Source organism: Serratia sp. 2C06 (assembly GCF_050037615.1).
In the GTDB taxonomy this organism is placed as follows: Bacteria; Pseudomonadota; Gammaproteobacteria; order Enterobacterales; family Enterobacteriaceae; genus Serratia; species Serratia ureilytica.
This window is the reverse complement of sequence record NZ_CP188299.1, coordinates 1866366-1882979: the sequence shown is the minus strand read 5'-3', so window position 1 is coordinate 1882979 and position 16614 is coordinate 1866366. Positions and strand designations below refer to the sequence as shown.

Genomic DNA, 16614 nt, shown 5'->3' with positions numbered 1-16614 from the left:
GCCTGCCGACTTGCACTTCTGCGCGATCGCTTTATGATTCGTCTATTATTTTTTTATGAACATCGGATGCACCTAACACCATGGCCTACATTGTTGCGTTGACCGGGGGCATAGGCAGCGGCAAAACGACCGTTGCGAACGCCTTTGCGCGCCACGGCGCAGCCATTGTCGATGCCGACGTGATCGCCCGTCAGGTCGTTGAGCCGGGCACCCCTGCTCTGGCCGCGATCGCCGAGCGATTTGGTAATGAAATGTTGCTGCCGGACGGCGCGCTCAACCGCGCTGCTCTGCGTCAGCGCATCTTCAGCCACCCCGATGATAAAACCTGGCTGAACCAACTGCTGCATCCGCTGATACACCGCGAGACCCAACGCCAACTGGCGCAGGCGGCCAGCCCGTACGCGCTGTGGGTCGTGCCGCTGCTGGTGGAAAACGGCCTGCAGGATCGCGCCGCTCGGGTGCTGGTGATCGACGTCGACACCGAAACCCAGTTGGCTCGCACCATCGCGCGCGACGGCATCAGCCGCGAGCAAGCGCAGAGCATTCTCGCCGCCCAGGCCACGCGCCAGCAGCGCCTCGCCGTGGCGGATGACATTATTGACAACAGCGGCGCCGCTCAGGGGATAGAGCCACGGGTCGCCGCACTGCATCGTCGCTACCTTGAACTGGCGGCAACAGCGCCCCAACAGGATTAAACTGCATGAGTGATGTTTCCCCAACCGTTCTCTTTGAACACCCGCTGAACGAAAAAATGCGTACCTGGCTGCGCATCGAGTTTTTACTGCAACAGCTGCACGGCCAGCGCGCCCTGAGCGAAACCGCCATCGCCCTTACCTTTTTCCGCACCGTCTCCGATTTGCTGGACGTACTGGAGCGCGGCGAGGTACGCACCGAACTGCTCAAAGAGCTGGAGCGTCAGCAGCAAAAACTGTTGGCCTGGGCCGATGTGCCGGGCGTGGATATGGCGCTGATCGAGCAGTTGCGCGGCCAGTTGAAGTCGCGTTCATCGGCGCTGATGGCGGCACCGCGCCTCGGTCAGGCACTGCGTGAAGACCGGCTGATCGGCCTGGTGCGCCAGCGTCTGAACATTCCCGGCGGCTGCTGCAGCTTCGATTTGCCGACCCTGCACATGTGGATGCATGCGCCGCAGCAGGATCGCGATGCCGACGTCGCCGCCTGGCTGCAGTCGCTGGATCCGCTGAACCAGGCGCTGATCATGGTGCTGGATCTGATCCGTCAGTCGGGGCCGTTCCGCAATCAAATCAGTCTGAACGGCTTTTTCCAGGACAACGCCGAAGGGGCGGACCTGCTGCGCCTGCGCCTTCATCTGGCGCCGCAGCTTTATCCGCAAATTTCCGGCCACAAGACGCGTTATGCCATTCGTTTCCTGCCGTTGGACAGCGAACATGGCATGGTGCCTGAACGCCTGACGTTCGAACTGGCCTGTTGTTGAACTCATGAAAGCAAGCCTTCTCAGCACCGCCAGAAGGCGTAAGGAACCGTTATGACGACCGTAGTGAAATGCCCAACCTGTGGCACCGGCGTGGTTTGGGGCGAAGTCAGCCCGTTCCGGCCGTTTTGCAGCAAGCGCTGCCAACTGATCGATCTTGGCGAGTGGGCCGATGAAGAGAAGCGCATTCCGAGCAACAGCGATCTGTCGGAAAGTGAGGACTGGAGCGAACTCGACGACCGCTAATCGCCGATTGAAGGCCTGGCGCACGCCAGGCCGATAGTGTTATTGCGCGGCACCAGCCTGCGCCACCAGCAGTTGGATAATGCCGGCGTTGGCTTCCGGGAACTCGTCTTCACGCAGCTCCGCCTGTTTTACCCAGCGCATCGGCTGCCCCTCACGGCCAAACGGCTCGCCCGCCCAATGCTCCACCAGATAAAAATTCAGCGTCACGATGCGATCGCTGAAGCGATGTTCCACCACCTCCAGCAGTTCGGCCCGATCGGCTTCGATACCGGTCTCTTCACGCAGCTCACGGCTCAGCGCCTGTTCCGGCGTCTCACCCGGTTCGATCTTGCCGCCGGGAAACTCCCAAAATCCGGCCATGTGCGCGTCAGCGGCGCGGCGCGTAATAAAGATCTCCCGTTGAGCATTGCGGATGATGCCCACGGCGATATTCAGATGTTTCATCTCACCCTCCTGATGGGTGCCAAAAAACAGGGGCTCAGCAAGCTGAACCCCCGGGTATTATCGGTCAACCGCGGCCGGCATTACTGCAGGCGGCCGTGGCACTGCTTGTATTTCTTGCCGGAACCGCATGGGCAAGGATCGTTGCGGCCCACTTTGCGCTCGGCGGTCGCCGGCGCGTTCGGATCTTCGGTCACCAGCGCGTTCTCGTCGTGGTGGCTCAGCTGTTGCTGCTGCGCCAGACGCTCGGCCTCTTCACGGCGCTGCTGTTCCAGCGCTTCCACCTCTTCCGGCATCCGCACCTGTACCTTGCTCAGCACACTGATCACTTCATATTTCAGCGATTCCAGCATGGTGGCGAACATGTTGAAGGATTCGCGCTTGTACTCCTGCTTCGGATCCTTCTGCGCATAGCCGCGCAGGTGGATGCCCTGACGCAGGTAGTCCATCGCCGCCAGGTGCTCTTTCCACAGGGAATCCAGCGTCTGCAGCATCACGCCCTTCTCGAAGTTGCGCATCATTTCGCTGCCGACCACTTCTTCCTTACGCAGGTACTGCTCTTTGGCGTTCTCCAGAATACGTTCGCGCAGCGTCTCTTCGTGCAGCTCCGGCTCTTTGTCCAGCCACTGGGCGATCGGCATCTCCAGATCGAAGTCGTTCTTCAGGCGCTCTTCCAGCCCCTGAATATCCCACTCTTCTTCCAGCGACTGCGGCGTGATGTAGTTGTCGATGGTGCTCTTGAACACGTCCTCGCGGATGCTGGCGATGGTTTCGCTCACGTCGGACACGTCCAGCAATTCGTTACGCTGGCTGTAGATGGCGCGGCGCTGATCGTTGGCGACGTCGTCGTATTCCAGCAGTTGCTTACGGATATCGAAGTTGCGGCTTTCCACTTTGCGCTGCGCGTTGGCGATCGCCTTGGTCACCCACGGGTGCTCAATCGCTTCGCCTTCTTTCATGCCCAGTTTACGCATCATGCCGGACACGCGATCCGAGGCGAAGATACGCATCAGGGCATCTTCCATCGACAGGTAGAAGCGGGATGAACCGGCGTCGCCCTGACGACCGGAACGGCCGCGCAGCTGGTTATCGATACGGCGCGATTCATGGCGCTCGGTGCCGATGATATGCAGGCCGCCCGCCGCCAGCACCGCGTCGTGGCGCTCTTTCCAGGCGGCTTTGATAGCTTCGATCTGCTCTTCGGTCGGTTCTTCCAGCAGCGCCACTTCGGCCTGCCAGCTGCCGCCCAGCACGATATCGGTACCACGGCCCGCCATGTTGGTGGCGATGGTCACCGCACCGCTCTGGCCGGCCTGGGCGACGATGTCCGCTTCCATGGCGTGGAATTTGGCGTTCAACACCTTGTGGTCGATGCCCGCTTTGGTCAGCTCTCGGGACACCACTTCGGATTTCTCGATTGAGATGGTCCCCACCAGCACCGGCTGGCCTTTGGCGGTACGCTCGCGGATGTCTTCAATGATGGCGCCGATCTTCTCTTTCTCGGTCATGTACACCAGATCCGGCATATCCTTACGGATCATCGGACGGTTGGTTGGCACCACGATCGTGTCCAGCTTGTAGATCGAGCTGAATTCGAAGGCTTCGGTATCGGCGGTACCGGTCATCCCGGCCAGCTTCTCGTACAGACGGAAGTAGTTCTGGAAGGTGATCGAAGCCAGCGTCTGGTTCTCGTTCTGGATCTCCACGCCTTCTTTGGCTTCCACCGCCTGGTGCAGACCGTCGGACCAGCGGCGGCCCTGCATGGTACGGCCGGTGTGCTCATCGACGATGATCACTTCGCCGTCTTTCACGATGTAGTCCACGTCGCGGGTGAACAGCACGTGAGCGCGCAGCGCGGCGGTAACGTGGTGCATCAGCATGATGTTGGTCGGCGAGTATAGCGATTCGCCTTCATCCATGATGCCGGCTTCCACCAGCATCTCTTCAATCAGGATCAGGCCGCGTTCGGTCAGGTGTACCTGACGCGCCTTCTCGTCCACCGAGAAGTGCCCTTCACCTTTGAAGGTGTCGGAGTCTTCTTTTTCCTGGCGGATCAGTTTAGGGATCAGCTTGTTGACCTTGATGTACATCTCGGAGCTGTCTTCTGCCGGACCGGAGATGATCAGCGGCGTACGCGCTTCATCGATCAGGATGGAGTCCACCTCATCCACCAGCGCATAGTGCAGTTTGCGCTGCACACGCTCTTCCGGGCTGAACGCCATGTTGTCGCGCAGGTAGTCGAAGCCGTACTCGTTGTTGGTGCCGTAGGTGATGTCGGCGGCGTAAGCTTCGCGCTTGGCCGGCGCCGGCATGCCCGGCAGGTTGATGCCGATGCTCAGACCGAGGAACTCGAACAGCGGACGGTTGTTTTCGGCGTCGCGCTGCGCCAGATAGTCGTTGACGGTCACGACGTGCACGCCGCGGCCGCTCAGGGCGTTCAGGTAGGCCGGCAGCGTCGCGGTCAGGGTTTTACCTTCACCGGTGCGCATCTCGGCGATGCAGCGGTCGTTCAGTACCATGCCGCCCAGCAGCTGCACGTCGAAGTGACGCATGCCGAACACGCGCTTGCTCGCCTCACGCACCACGGCGAAGGCTTCCGGGATCAGGCTTTCCAGCGATTCGCCCTTCTCCAGGCGCGCGCGGAATTCGTTGGTTTTCGCTTTCAACTCGTCATCGGACAGCTTTTCCATGTCCGGTTCCATGCGGTTGATCTGCTCAACCACTTTGCGCATGCGGCGCAGGGTACGATCGTTACGGCTGCCAAAAACTTTGGTTAATAATTTCACTAACATGATGTTTGATATCTCTGTCATGACCGCCGAGCGCGGCAGTCAACTTGCTATTATTTATGGTTTTTGTGCCCAAAGGGCGAGATCAGACGAGGGCGACGGGCCCGGCGCGAATGCCCTGCACCTGCGCCACCCACAGGCCGGTCTGGTGCCGCGCCAGCGTTGGCAGCACCTCAAGGTGGGTGTGGCGAATGATGGTCGGCGGCTTCGGCTCGTGCGTCAGCAGCGCGTTGAGAGTAGAAAGCAGCGCCAGTTGCGCTACCTGCAAAGGGGGTTCCGCTTCGGCTTCGCTCTCCTGCACACGCGCATAAACCGCCTGCGGCGCCAGCGCGAAAGAGAGGTGACGAATGACGGTGCGCAGCGCATGTTGCTGCCAATAATCTACGCTGAAGGTAGGACGGCGATGCGCGTCCTGCAGCAGGGCCAGGCTGTTGAAGGTGCCGTTGGCCGAATTTTGCCGGTTAAGGCTGGACGATGTGCTCGGCAATGCGGCCTGATCGGGTGCGCCGGACAAATTGGAAGGCGCGCCAAGCGTGGCCGCAACCATCCCTAACAGGAGATGGGGCCAGAAATAACGTCTGCCAAATTGTCGCCAACGATTTAGAATACCGATCACGAGTTTATAATCCGCCGGAGCCCATTATGCGCGATAGCCGTCCACAATTATTAGATGTCCTGTTCGACGACGCGTCTGCCGGCAGCAAAGGGCCGCTGCATAACGTCCAGCAACGCGCGGTGGCGCTGCTCAAGCTTAACCGTGCAGTGAAGGGCCTGTTGCCCGCTCCCCTGCATCCCTGGTGCCGCGTCGCGAATTTCCGACAGGGTATTTTAGTGCTCGAAACGGCAAATGCCAGTTGGATGATGCGCTTGCGCTACGAACAACCCGCTTTGCTGTCTGCACTACGAGCGCAAATTCTACCATCATTGTCGTCGATCGACATCAGGATTAATCCGGCCTTGATGGCGAAAGGCAGCAACCAGGTGCAAAACGCCGAAAAAGCGCCGGAAAAACCCGTGCCGATGCGGCATTTGAGTCTGGAGAGTGCGGAAGAGCTGAGGGGATTAGCGAGCCGTAGCCCAGAGAAACTGCGCAAGATATTGGAACGGCTGGCTGCATTGGCCGGAGAGGGTACCAACACAACCAGTCGTGATAAGTAATCAGCGACACGGACTGCAAAATACCGGACAGCCGACACCACACCATCGTGAGCCTGAATTCTCAGGCTCTCAGGGGATGCGCCTGCCGTTATTCGCAGGTGAGGAATGCAGACCTTACGCCAATACGGTAGACGGTGCCTTGAATGCCAATGGCATTTCGGCTTCGTCCTGGAAGGTCACGTATTCCCACGCTTCCTGCTTGGCCAGCACGGCCTGCAGCAGTTTGTTGTTCAGCGCGTGGCCAGACTTGAACGCGGTGAACGCGCCAATGATGTTGTGGCCGCACATGAACAGGTCGCCGATGGCGTCCAGCATTTTGTGACGTACGAATTCGTCTTCGAAACGCAGACCGTCTTCGTTCAGCACGCGGTAGTCATCTACCACGATGGCGCAGTCGAAGCTGCCGCCCAAGGCCAGGCCACGGGACTGCAGGTATTCGATATCACGCATGAACCCGAAGGTGCGCGCGCGGCTGATTTGACGCACGAACGACTCAGCCGAGAAATCAAGACGATAGCGCTGAGAGCTGGCGTCGATGGCCGGGTGGTTGAAGTCGATGGTGAAGTCCAGGCGGAACCCGTTATGCGGGGACAGCTCGGCCCACTTGTCGCCATCTTCAACGCGTACGGTCTCTTTCAGACGCAGGAATTTCTTCGCCGAGTTCAGTTCTTCGATGCCGGCATCCAGCAGCAAGAACACGAACGGACTGGCGCTGCCGTCCATGATTGGGATTTCAGCGGCGTCGACTTCGATGACGATGTTGTCGATGCCCAGCCCAGCCAGCGCGGCGTTAAGATGCTCAACGGTCGAAATACGCACGTCATGCTCATTCACCAGGCAAGTACAGAGCATGGTATCACGCACGGATTTTGCATCAGCCGGAAAATCAACCGGTGGATTCAAGTCAGTGCGACGATAGATGACCCCGGTATTAGCCGGCGCTGGGCGCATTGTCAGCGTGACTTTCTTGCCGGTATGCAAACCGACGCCAGTCGCCTGAACAATACGTTTTAATGTCCTTTGTTTGATCATCGTTTTATCTCGCAATGTTATCCATCCTACCAGCCAAGCATACAGCATGGCTGGCGGGACAGTTTAGCACAAAGAGCGGAGATTCCAAATTCTCAGGATATTCTTAGTCTGCCTGTTTACGCAGGAAGGCTGGAATATCAAGATAGTCGGGCTCTTTATTCGGCTGCGCAGCTTGGTCGTTGACCACCTTCGCGGCAGGTTTCACTTCCTGCGGCAGAGGCGACATGCCGTGCTGCTGATAACGGTGATCCATCACCGGCTGGCTGGCCTGCTTATTGGTCACCAGGGTGATTTCAGGACGCTTGTCCATACCGATACCGGTTGCAACCACGGTTACGCGCAGTTCGTCGTTCATTTCCGGATCCAGCGAGGTACCGATAACCACGGTGGCGTTGTCGGAAGCGAACGCACGGATGGTGTTACCCACGGTTTCGAACTCATCCAGACGCAGGTCGAAGCCGGCGGTGATGTTGACCAGTACGCCGCGCGCGCCGGACAGGTCGATGTCTTCCAGCAGTGGGCTGGAGATCGCCATTTCGGCCGCTTCTTCGGCGCGGTCTTCACCGCAAGCCACGCCAGAACCCATCATCGCGTAGCCCATTTCGGACATCACGGTGCGCACGTCGGCGAAGTCGACGTTCATCAGGCCCGGACGGGTGATCAGCTCGGCGATACCCTGCACCGCGCCTTTCAGCACGTCGTTGGCCGCGCCGAACGCGTCCAGCAGGGAGATGCCGCGACCCAGAACTTTCAACAGCTTGTCGTTCGGGATGGTGATCAGTGAGTCCACGTGTTTGGACAGTTCAGCGATACCCTGCTCCGCGAATGCCATGCGCTTTTTGCCTTCGAAGTTGAAAGGCTTGGTCACCACGGCCACGGTCAGAATACCCAAATCTTTAGCCACTTCAGCCACTACTGGCGCCGCACCGGTACCGGTGCCGCCGCCCATGCCGGCTGCGATGAAGACCATGTCTGCGCCGTCCAGCGCTGCGCGCAGGGCTTCGCGGTCTTCTTCCGCTGAATTGCGACCCACTTCCGGGTTCGCGCCCGCACCCAGACCTTTGGTAATACCGCTACCAATCTGGATGGTTTGGCCAACCGCCGTTTTGCGGAGCGCCTGGGCGTCCGTGTTCACAGCGAAGAATTCAACACCTTCGATGCGCTCGCGCACCATGTGTTCAACGGCGTTGCCACCGCCGCCGCCGACGCCGATGACTTTAATCACCGCGTCATTGGTTAGTTCCATTGGTTCAAACATAGTTTCTCTCCGTTTTGTGCCTGTCGCTGCGAGATCATAAAAAGATTACTCAGCATGATCTCTTTGTTGAAACATTAAAACTCTTTTCTCAGCCAGCTATTGATGCGTTTAAACCAATTGCCCACCGAGGCGCGTTTTTCTACTTCTGTCTCACCGCTCAGGTGAGACTCTTTTCCATAGTGCAGCAGACCTACCGCCGTCGAGTAGTAAGGCTCCTGCGCATAATCCGTCAGACCCGTGATGTTCAAGGGTTGGCCGATGCGTACCTGGGTGTGGAACACCCGTTGCGCACAGGCTGCCAGGCCATCAATCTGGGCGGCGCCACCGGTCAGCACGATACCTGCCGCCAGATGATGCTTCACCCCTTGCTGACGCAGTTGCTCCTGCAATTGCAAAATTTCATCGTTAACCAGATTCAACAGTTCGGTGTAGCGTGGCTCAATGACTTCAGCCAGCGTCTGTCTTTGCAGACTGCGCGGAGGACGTCCCCCGACGCTAGGCACCTCTACATTCTCATCCTTGCTAACAATCGACCCAAGCGCACAACCGTGTCGAACTTTAATCGCTTCCGCGTCGGTCGGCGGCGTGCCGAAGGCGTAAGCGATATCGCTGGTGACCACGTTCCCGGCGTAAGGGATCACTTTGGTGTGGCGCAGCGCACCGCCGGTGTACACCGCCATATCCATGGTGCCGCCGCCGATATCCACCACGCAAACGCCGAGTTCGCGTTCATCTTCGGTCAGCACCGCGTAGCTCGCGGCCAGACCGGCGAAAATAAGTTGGTCAACTTTCAGGCCGCAACGTTCCACGGCCTTGACGATGTTCTTCGCCATATCGTTATGGCAGGTAATCAGATGCACCTTGGCCTGCATGCGCACGCCGGACAGCCCAACCGGGTTTTTGATGCCTTCCTGATAATCGATGGCGTATTCCTGAGGAATCACGTGCAGGATGCGGTGTTCGTCGCGCACGCGCACCGATTTGGCGGTGTGCACCACGTTCTCCACGTCGTCCTGCGTCACTTCCTCTTCCGAGATAGGCACCATGCCGATTTCGTTCTGGCAGCTGATGTGTTTGCCCGACAGCGCCAGGTACACCGACGAGATCTGGCAGTCCGCCATCAGCTCGGCCTGATCGATGGCGCGCTGTACGCACTTCACCACCGACTCCAGGTCGTTTACGCCGCCCTTATCCATGCCGCGAGACGGGCAGCTGCCCACCCCGATAATGTTGACCATGCCATCGGGCAGAACTTCCCCTACCAACGCGGAGACTTTTGCAGTACCGATCTCCAGTCCAACTACCAGTTTTCTGTCCGTCGACTTGATCATTGTTGTTTTGCCTGTGCCTGATTCTGTTGCTGATTACTGTTTTGCTGACCGCCAAGCGCCTGCGGATCGACCAACACCGGAGCCCACCCTACCGAAGCGCCGGACTCGTAGCGCAGATCGACATAGCTGACACGCTTGCTCTCCGCCTGGCCCTGCTGCTGCAATACCGGGTAAAGCTCGATAAACCGCTGCAAACGCCCGTTGCGGTCATCGCGCCCCAGTTCAAGCCGGACATCGTTGTCCAGCGCCAGCTGCCAGGAATGGCGCGCGGTCATCGCCGCCATTTTCAGCGTATATTTGCTGGCCGCCAACGTGGCGCTCATCGCCCGATAGCCTTCCAACACATCCTGCTCGCTCCCTTCCGGCCCGTAGAGCAGCGGCAACTTCTGCTTGCCCGCCCGCTCCGCCGGCACGCTGAACGCTTTGCCCTCGGCGTCCACCATGTGCAAATCGTTCCAGCGCGCCACCGGGACATACTCCACCAGATGGATCTTCAGCTCATCCGGCCATTGTTTGCGCACGCTGGCCTGCTTGATCCACGGCAGACGTTCGATCTGCTGCTGGATGACGTCCACATCCTGCGTCATAAAGGTGCCGGGCGCGCCCAGCGCCAGGATCGCCTGACGAATATCATCGTTGGTGGTGTAATGGCGTTCGCCGGTCACCACCAGCCTTGAGAGCGGCAGGCGACTGGCGTCTTTCATCCAGCCAAGCACCGCCCAACCGCTCCACACGACCGTTCCCAACACCATCAGCAGGAAAATCATTCCCGCCAACTGGGTTCCATTGCTGCGGCGCGGGCCGTTATCCACCTCGCGATCGCGCGCATTCAGGGCAGCTTGCGACATATCAGTCGGCCAACTCCAAAATTCTCGCCACTAGCTGCGAGAAGCTTAATCCAAACTGGCGCGCCGCCATCGGCACCAGGCTATGACTGGTCATGCCCGGAGAGGTATTCACCTCAAGCAGATAGAAGCTGCCATCGCTGTCTTGCATCACATCGACGCGGCCCCAGCCGCTGCAGTCCAGACCGCGGTAGGCGCGCAGCGCCAACGCCGCCATCTCGGCTTCCTGCTCGGCGCTCAAACCGCTCGGGCAGAAGTACTGCGTGTCGTCCGAAATGTACTTGGCCTGATAGTCGTAAAACACGCCGGCCGGCTGGATACGAATAGACGGCAGCACCTGGTCGCCCAGCATCGCCACGGTGTATTCCGGGCCGCTCAACCACTTCTCCACCAGCACATCGTCGTCATGGCGGAAGGCTTCTTCCAACGCCGCTGCCAACGCCGCGCTTTCGGTGACCTTGCTCATGCCAACGCTGGAGCCTTCACGGCTCGGCTTGACGATCACCGGCAGACCGAGATCCGCCACGCGCGCCAGCAGCGCCGCTTTTTCGGCGCCGAGATACAGCTGGCGATTCAGCGCCACGTAAGGCGCCACCGGCAAGCCCATCGATTGCCACACCATCTTGGTGCGCCATTTGTCCATGGTCAGCGCCGAGGCCATCACGCCGCTGCCGGTATAAGGCAACTCGAGAAACTCCAGCAGCCCCTGCAGGGTGCCGTCCTCGCCGCCGCGGCCGTGCAGCGCGATAAACACTTTGGTGAACCCCTGCTCTTTCAGCTGGGTCACCGGGAAATCGCGGGTATCGACGCCGTGCGCATCGATACCGGCTTCGCGCAACCCGGCCAGCACCGCGGCGCCGGACTGCAGAGAAACGTCACGTTCAGCGGAGGTGCCGCCCAGCAGAACTGCAACTTTATCAGCCATGGTGCTCCTCCTCTTTCTTCGGCGGCTGCAGCTTCAGCTCGGCCAGTTTACGGGCGATTTTGCCCACGTTGCCGGCGCCTTGCACCAGCACCAGGTCTTCATCCTGCAACAGCTGCGCCAGCGTTTCCGGCACGGTATCGGCATCGGAAACCAGGATCGGATCCAGCTTGCCGCGGCTGCGGATGGTGCGGCACAGCGAGCGGCTGTCCGCGCCCGGGATCGGCGCTTCGCCGGCGGCGTACACGTCGAGCATCAGCAGCACATCCACCTGCGACAGCACGTTGGCGAAATCGTCGTACAGATCGCGGGTGCGCGTGTAGCGGTGCGGCTGGAAGATCATCACCAGACGCTTGTCCGGCCAACCGGCGCGCGCCGCTTTCAACGTGGCGTCCACTTCGGTCGGATGGTGGCCGTAATCGTCCACCAGCATCGCGCTGCCCGCTTTGCCGTTGACCGGCTCCAGCGGAAACTCGCCGAGGAAATCGAAGCGGCGCCCGGTGCCCTGGAAGCCCGCCAGCGCGCGCAGGATATCTTCGTCGTCGATGCCTTCTTCGGTCGCTACCGCCACCGCCGCCGCTGCGTTCAACGCATTGTGGCGGCCCGGCGCGTTCAGCGTCACCGTCAGCAACGGTTTGTCCTGACGGCTCAGGGTAAAGTGCCCCTGCGGCCCAATCTGCCGGTAGTCTTCGATGCGCACATCGGCATCTTCACTGAAGCCGTAGGTGGTGATATGGCGACCCACGCGCGGCAGCAGCTCACGCACCACCGGATCGTCGATGCACATCACCGCGCGACCGTAGAACGGCAGGTTGTGCAAGAAATTGATAAACGTCTGCTTCAGGTTCTCGAAGTCGCCCTGGTAGGTGTCCATATGGTCGGCTTCGATGTTGGTGACCACGGCCACCATCGGCTGCAGATGCAGGAACGACGCATCGCTCTCATCCGCTTCCGCGATCAGATAACGGCTGGACCCCAGTCGTGCGTGGGTCCCCGCCGCCTTCACCAGCCCGCCGTTGACGAAGGTCGGGTCCAGACGGGCTTCGGCGTAAATGCTCGAGACCATCGCCGTGGTGGTGGTTTTGCCGTGCGTGCCGGCGATAGCGATGCCGTGGCGAAAACGCATCAGCTCCGCCAGCATTTCAGCGCGGCGGATCACCGGGATGCGCGCTTCACGGGCGGCGACGATCTCCGGGTTGTCGGCGGAGATGGCGGTAGACACCACCACCACGCTCGCATCCAGCACGTTTTCCGGACGGTGATTGAAATAAATCGTCGCCCCGAGCGCGCTCAACTGCTGGGTCACCGGATTCGGCGCCAGGTCGGAGCCGCTGATCTGATACCCTTCGTTTGCCAACACTTCGGCGATACCACCCATGCCGGCGCCACCGATGCCGACAAAGTGAATGTGCCGGACGCGACGCATCTCGGGCACGATAGTACGTAGTTTCGCCAGTTGTTGTGTATTCATCACTCTCTCTAATCCGGATCCGGTACCCCGGCCCTACATCACATTGCTTTTATTCAGGTTCGGCGCGCCGAACCCCTGCACTCGTTACTTGGCGAGCCGCACCAGCTCCGCCGCCACGCGCTCAGTGGCGTCCGGAATGGCGACCGCGCGCGCTTTCTCGGCCATGGCCAGCAGCGTCTTGCGATCCCAGCTCGCCAGCAGTTCGGCCACCACATCGGCGTTGAACTGCGGCTGTTCGATAATCTTCGCCGCGCCGGCTTCTTCCAGCGGGCGTGCGTTCCAGTACTGTTGACGATCCTTGTGCATGAACGGCACGAAGATCGCCGGCAGCCCCGCCGCCGCGATTTCGCTGACGGTCAACGCGCCGGAGCGGCAGACCACTACGTCGGCCCAGGCATAGGCGGCGGCCATGTCGTCGATGAACTCGGTCACCTTGTGCTGTGTCTGCCCTACCCTCTCGTAGTCGCGCAGCACCGTTTCCAGCGCGCCCTTGCCAACCTGATGCCAGAGCGTAATTCTATCGCCCAAACGCGCCGCGACTTCAGGAACTGTCTGATTCAGCACGCGGGCGCCCTGACTTCCGCCAATCACCAGCACGCGGATCGGGCCTTCGCGCCCTTGCAAACGCTCCGCCGGCAACGGCAGCGCCAACACGTCGGTGCGCACCGGGTTGCCCACCACCTCGGCGTTCGGGAACGCGCCGGGGAAGGCCTGCATCACTTTGGCGGCGATGCGCGCCAGCCAGCGGTTGGTCAAGCCGGCGATGCCGTTCTGCTCGTGCAGCACCACCGGGATGCCGCACTGCCAGGCCGCCAGGCCGCCGGGGCCGGAAACGTAACCGCCCATCCCCAGCACCACATCCGGCTGATAACTGCGCATGATGGCTTTCGCCTGCCGCACCGCCTGCCAGATCCGCAGCGGCGCCGTCAACTGGGCCTTCAGGCCCTTGCCGCGCAGGCCGGAGATGCGGATAAAATCAATCTCGATCCCGTGCTTCGGCACCAGATCGGCTTCCATTCGGTCTGCGGTTCCGAGCCAGCGCACCTGCCAGCCCTGCGCCATCAGATGATGCGCGACCGCCAGCCCCGGGAACACGTGCCCGCCGGTACCGCCTGCCATCACCATTAAACGCTTAGGTTTCCCGCTCATCCCTTACCTCTTCACAAACGCCTGAGCCTTGGTCAGGCGCGTTTCATAATCAATTCGCAGCAACAGCACGATCGCCGTCGACATAATCAGCAAGCTCGAGCCGCCGTAACTGATCAGCGGCAGCGTCAGACCTTTGGTCGGCAACATGCCCGCGGCGGCGCCGACGTTAACCAGCGCCTGGAAGCTGAACCACACGCCGATCGCGCAGGCCAGGAAGCCGGAGAAGCGTTGGTCGATCTCCAGCGCGCGGCGCCCGATGGACATCGCGCGAAAAGCGACGAAGAATACCATTAACAGGGCTAAAACCACACCGATATAGCCCAGTTCTTCACCCAAAATGGAGAAGATGAAGTCGGTGTGCGCTTCCGGCAAATACTCCAGTTTCTGCACCGAGTTGCCGAGCCCCTGCCCCCAGAACTCGCCGCGGCCGAATGCCATCAGCGACTGGGTCAACTGGTAGCCGCTGCCGAACGGGTCGGCCCACGGGTTCCAGAACGAGGTCACGCGGCGCATACGGTACGGTTCCGCGATAATCAGCAGCACCACGGCGAACACGCCGGAGCCGATGATCGCCAGGAACTGCCACATTTTCGCGCCAGCCAGGAACAGCATCGCCAGCGTGGTGATGAACAGCACCACCACGGTGCCGAGATCCGGCTGCGCCAGCAGCAGCACCGCCAGCACCACCATGACGCCCATCGGCTTACAGAAGCCCCAGAAGTTGCTGCGCACCTCTTCCACCTTGCGCACCAGATAGCTCGCCAGGTAGCAGAACAGCGACAGCTTGGACAGCTCCGCCGGCTGAATACGCAGCGGGCCGAGCGCGATCCAGCGCGAGGCCCCGTTCACCGAGCTCCCCACCACCAGGACGATCAGCAGCATCACGATCGACATCAGCAGCATCACGTTGCTGTAGCGCTGCCAAACTTCCATCGGGATGCGCAGCGTCACCAACGACAGGCCGAACGCCAGGCCGAGGTACAGCGCATCGCGTTTGGCGAACAGGAACGGATCGTCCGCCAGGCGTTGGCCGATCGGCATCGACGCCGAGGTCACCATCACGAAGCCGATGATCGCCAACCCGAAGGTCAGCCACAGCAGGGTGCGATCGTACAGCACCATGTTGACCGCGTCGTTGTCGCGCGCGCCGGTCACCCAGTCTTTCAGCCGTTCTGTCAGCCCGAAGTTCGGCAAGCGTAGTTTCATCCGCCAAGCTCCTGCGCCAGGCGGGCGAACTCATCGCCGCGCACTTCAAAATTACGGAACTGATCGAGACTGGCGCAGGCCGGCGACAACAGCACCATATCGCCGGGCTGTACGCGGCCGGCGATGGTGCGCATCGCCTGCTCCATGGTCTCGGTCAGCGTCGCCACTTCCGGCCGCAGCTGCGCCAGCTGGGCGCCGTCGCGGCCAAAGCAATACAGCCGCACGTTATCGCCCTGCAGATAGCGCGCCAGCGGCGAGAAATCGGCGGACTTGCCGTCGCCGCCCAGCAGCAGATGCAGCGTGCCGTCCACCTGCAGGCCGTTCAGTGCCGCTTCGGTGCTGCCGACGTTGGTGGCTTTGGAATCGTTGATCCAACGCACGCCGTTGTGCTCCCAGGCCAGCTGGAAGCGGTGCGCCAGGCCGGTGAAGGTGGTCAACGCCTTCAGGCTGGAGGCACGCGGGATATTGACCGCATCCGCCAACGCCAGCGCCGCCAGGGCGTTGGTGTAGTTGTGGCGGCCGGTCAGCTTCATCTCGCGCGTGTTCAGCACCTTCTCACCGCGCACCCGCAGCCAGGTTTCGCCCTGCTGACGGTTCAGGTGATAGTCGCCCACGTCCGCCCCGAAGCTAACGCAGCGTTCGTCGGCGCCGCTCACCGGCATGGTCAGCGCATCGTCCGCGTTCACCACGCACACCGCGGCGTTTTCATACACGCGCAGCTTGGCGCCGCGATACTGCTGCAGGCCGAACGGATAGCGATCCATATGATCTTCGGTCACGTTCAGGATGGTCGCCGCCGCCGCCCGCAGGCTATACGTCGTTTCCAGCTGGAAGCTGGACAGCTCCAGCACGTAAAGCTGACATTCCTGGCGCAACAGGCTCAGCGCCGGCAGGCCGATATTGCCGCCCACGCCCACCGCCCAACCGGCGGCTTTCGCCATCTCGCCCACCAGGGTGGTGACGGTGCTCTTGCCGTTGGAGCCGGTAATCGCCACGATCGGCGCCTGCGCCTCGCGGCAGAACAGTTCGACGTCGCCGACGATTTCCACGCCGGCGTCAGCCGCGGCGCTCAACGCCGGGGTCGCCAGCGCGACGCCCGGGCTGGCGACGATCAGATCCGCCGCCAGCAGCCAGTCCTGGTTCAGATCGCCCAGATGGCGCTCCACGCTTTCAGGCAGTTTGTCCAAGCCTGGCGGCGCGATACGGGTATCCATCACGCGCGGCGTCACGCCGCGTGCCATGAAGAAATCGACACAGGACAGGCCGGTGAGGCCCAACCCGATGATGACGACTTTTCTACCCTGATAGTCTGCCAT

Annotated in this window: 16 protein-coding genes and 1 pseudogene; 4 read left to right on the top strand and 13 right to left on the bottom strand. The window is 61.0% G+C overall.

The window, feature by feature from the left end:
• Positions 1-80: 80 nt before the first annotated feature.
• On the top strand, positions 81-695 hold the full coding sequence (gene coaE / locus ACP3TA_RS09265) for a dephospho-CoA kinase (protein ID WP_164120091.1): 615 nt from the start codon (positions 81-83) through the stop codon (positions 693-695).
• On the opposite strand, the gene ACP3TA_RS09260 is transcribed toward coaE, so the two are convergent.
• Complete coding sequence (locus ACP3TA_RS09260) at positions 595-825, bottom strand: hypothetical protein (RefSeq protein WP_227414610.1); 231 nt, start codon at positions 823-825, stop codon at positions 595-597. The genes coaE and ACP3TA_RS09260 overlap by 101 nt on opposite strands.
• On the opposite strand from ACP3TA_RS09260, the pseudogene zapD reads away from it, so the two are divergent.
• Together zapD and yacG are read left to right on the top strand one after the other, a co-directional pair.
• A pseudogene (gene zapD, locus ACP3TA_RS09255) lies at positions 713-1453 on the top strand (cell division protein ZapD); the annotation flags it as partial. The gene ACP3TA_RS09260 and the pseudogene zapD sit on opposite strands and share 113 nt — an antisense overlap.
• Positions 1454-1504: 51 nt before the next feature.
• Positions 1505-1696, top strand: a complete 192-nt coding sequence (yacG, locus tag ACP3TA_RS09250; protein ID WP_025301578.1) for a DNA gyrase inhibitor YacG — start codon at positions 1505-1507, stop codon at positions 1694-1696.
• Positions 1697-1735: 39 nt separating this feature from the next.
• Here yacG and mutT read toward each other — a convergent pair whose 3' ends face one another.
• From mutT to secM, 3 genes are all read right to left on the bottom strand, one after another.
• A complete protein-coding gene (gene mutT / locus ACP3TA_RS09245; protein WP_033641858.1) occupies positions 1736-2140 on the bottom strand; it encodes an 8-oxo-dGTP diphosphatase MutT in 405 nt (134 codons plus the stop codon).
• A gap of 80 nt (positions 2141-2220) precedes the next feature.
• Positions 2221-4929 carry a preprotein translocase subunit SecA gene (gene secA, locus ACP3TA_RS09240; RefSeq protein ID WP_042783690.1) on the bottom strand — a complete coding sequence of 903 codons (2709 nt, stop codon included), beginning with the start codon at positions 4927-4929 and terminating at the stop codon, positions 2221-2223.
• A gap of 82 nt (positions 4930-5011) precedes the next feature.
• On the bottom strand, positions 5012-5542 hold the full coding sequence (gene secM, locus ACP3TA_RS09235) for a secA translation cis-regulator SecM (protein WP_033641856.1): 531 nt from the start codon (positions 5540-5542) through the stop codon (positions 5012-5014).
• Positions 5543-5568: 26 nt separating this feature from the next.
• Between secM and ACP3TA_RS09230 the strand changes: the two genes are divergently transcribed.
• Positions 5569-6084: a DUF721 domain-containing protein gene (locus ACP3TA_RS09230; RefSeq protein WP_004932751.1), complete on the top strand. Its 516-nt coding sequence runs from the start codon at positions 5569-5571 to the stop codon at positions 6082-6084.
• Positions 6085-6198: 114 nt separating this feature from the next.
• Here ACP3TA_RS09230 and lpxC read toward each other — a convergent pair whose 3' ends face one another.
• The 9 genes from lpxC to murD all read right to left on the bottom strand — a co-directional run bounded on the left by lpxC (position 6199) and on the right by murD (position 16614).
• On the bottom strand, positions 6199-7116 hold the full coding sequence (lpxC, locus tag ACP3TA_RS09225) for a UDP-3-O-acyl-N-acetylglucosamine deacetylase (RefSeq protein ID WP_004932754.1): 918 nt from the start codon (positions 7114-7116) through the stop codon (positions 6199-6201).
• Positions 7117-7219: 103 nt separating this feature from the next.
• Entirely contained in the window at positions 7220-8374 is a 1155-nt protein-coding gene (gene ftsZ / locus ACP3TA_RS09220) for a cell division protein FtsZ (protein ID WP_004932757.1), read from the bottom strand.
• A 74-nt stretch (positions 8375-8448) separates the two neighbouring features.
• Positions 8449-9705: a cell division protein FtsA gene (gene ftsA / locus ACP3TA_RS09215; protein ID WP_004932758.1), complete on the bottom strand. Its 1257-nt coding sequence runs from the start codon at positions 9703-9705 to the stop codon at positions 8449-8451.
• Positions 9702-10553 (bottom strand): cell division protein FtsQ, encoded by an 852-nt coding sequence (gene ftsQ / locus ACP3TA_RS09210; protein ID WP_004932761.1) that lies wholly within the window; start codon positions 10551-10553, stop codon positions 9702-9704. Before ftsQ ends, ftsA begins: the two co-directional genes overlap by 4 nt.
• Before the next feature lies 1 nt (position 10554).
• A complete protein-coding gene (locus ACP3TA_RS09205; protein ID WP_033651670.1) occupies positions 10555-11475 on the bottom strand; it encodes a D-alanine--D-alanine ligase in 921 nt (306 codons plus the stop codon).
• Positions 11468-12943 (bottom strand): UDP-N-acetylmuramate--L-alanine ligase, encoded by a 1476-nt coding sequence (gene murC, locus ACP3TA_RS09200; protein ID WP_025301571.1) that lies wholly within the window; start codon positions 12941-12943, stop codon positions 11468-11470. Before murC ends, ACP3TA_RS09205 begins: the two co-directional genes overlap by 8 nt.
• 84 nt (positions 12944-13027) lie before the next feature.
• Positions 13028-14092, bottom strand: coding sequence for an undecaprenyldiphospho-muramoylpentapeptide beta-N-acetylglucosaminyltransferase (gene murG, locus ACP3TA_RS09195; protein WP_004932773.1), 1065 nt, complete (start codon positions 14090-14092; stop codon positions 13028-13030).
• A 3-nt stretch (positions 14093-14095) separates the two neighbouring features.
• Positions 14096-15298: a cell division protein FtsW gene (gene ftsW, locus ACP3TA_RS09190; RefSeq protein ID WP_015376649.1), complete on the bottom strand. Its 1203-nt coding sequence runs from the start codon at positions 15296-15298 to the stop codon at positions 14096-14098.
• On the bottom strand, positions 15295-16614 hold the full coding sequence (gene murD, locus ACP3TA_RS09185) for a UDP-N-acetylmuramoyl-L-alanine--D-glutamate ligase (RefSeq protein WP_426784587.1): 1320 nt from the start codon (positions 16612-16614) through the stop codon (positions 15295-15297). The genes ftsW and murD overlap by 4 nt, the downstream gene beginning before the upstream one ends.

Bases quoted from the DNA above. Each gene is read 5' to 3' on its own strand.
- coaE (WP_164120091.1), top strand. From the start codon at position 81: ATGGCCTACATTGTTGCGTTGACCGGGGGCATAGGCAGCGGCAAAACG.
- ACP3TA_RS09260 (WP_227414610.1), bottom strand. From the start codon at position 825: ATGGCGGTTTCGCTCAGGGCGCGCTGGCCGTGCAGCTGTTGCAGTAAA.
- yacG (WP_025301578.1), top strand. From the start codon at position 1,505: ATGACGACCGTAGTGAAATGCCCAACCTGTGGCACCGGCGTGGTTTGG.
- mutT (WP_033641858.1), bottom strand. From the start codon at position 2,140: ATGAAACATCTGAATATCGCCGTGGGCATCATCCGCAATGCTCAACGG.
- secA (WP_042783690.1), bottom strand. From the start codon at position 4,929: ATGTTAGTGAAATTATTAACCAAAGTTTTTGGCAGCCGTAACGATCGT.
- ACP3TA_RS09230 (WP_004932751.1), top strand. From the start codon at position 5,569: ATGCGCGATAGCCGTCCACAATTATTAGATGTCCTGTTCGACGACGCG.
- lpxC (WP_004932754.1), bottom strand. From the start codon at position 7,116: ATGATCAAACAAAGGACATTAAAACGTATTGTTCAGGCGACTGGCGTC.
- ftsZ (WP_004932757.1), bottom strand. From the start codon at position 8,374: ATGTTTGAACCAATGGAACTAACCAATGACGCGGTGATTAAAGTCATC.
- ftsA (WP_004932758.1), bottom strand. From the start codon at position 9,705: ATGATCAAGTCGACGGACAGAAAACTGGTAGTTGGACTGGAGATCGGT.
- ftsQ (WP_004932761.1), bottom strand. From the start codon at position 10,553: ATGTCGCAAGCTGCCCTGAATGCGCGCGATCGCGAGGTGGATAACGGC.
- ACP3TA_RS09205 (WP_033651670.1), bottom strand. From the start codon at position 11,475: ATGGCTGATAAAGTTGCAGTTCTGCTGGGCGGCACCTCCGCTGAACGT.
- murC (WP_025301571.1), bottom strand. From the start codon at position 12,943: ATGAATACACAACAACTGGCGAAACTACGTACTATCGTGCCCGAGATG.
- murG (WP_004932773.1), bottom strand. From the start codon at position 14,092: ATGAGCGGGAAACCTAAGCGTTTAATGGTGATGGCAGGCGGTACCGGC.
- ftsW (WP_015376649.1), bottom strand. From the start codon at position 15,298: ATGAAACTACGCTTGCCGAACTTCGGGCTGACAGAACGGCTGAAAGAC.
- murD (WP_426784587.1), bottom strand. From the start codon at position 16,614: ATGGCAGACTATCAGGGTAGAAAAGTCGTCATCATCGGGTTGGGCCTC.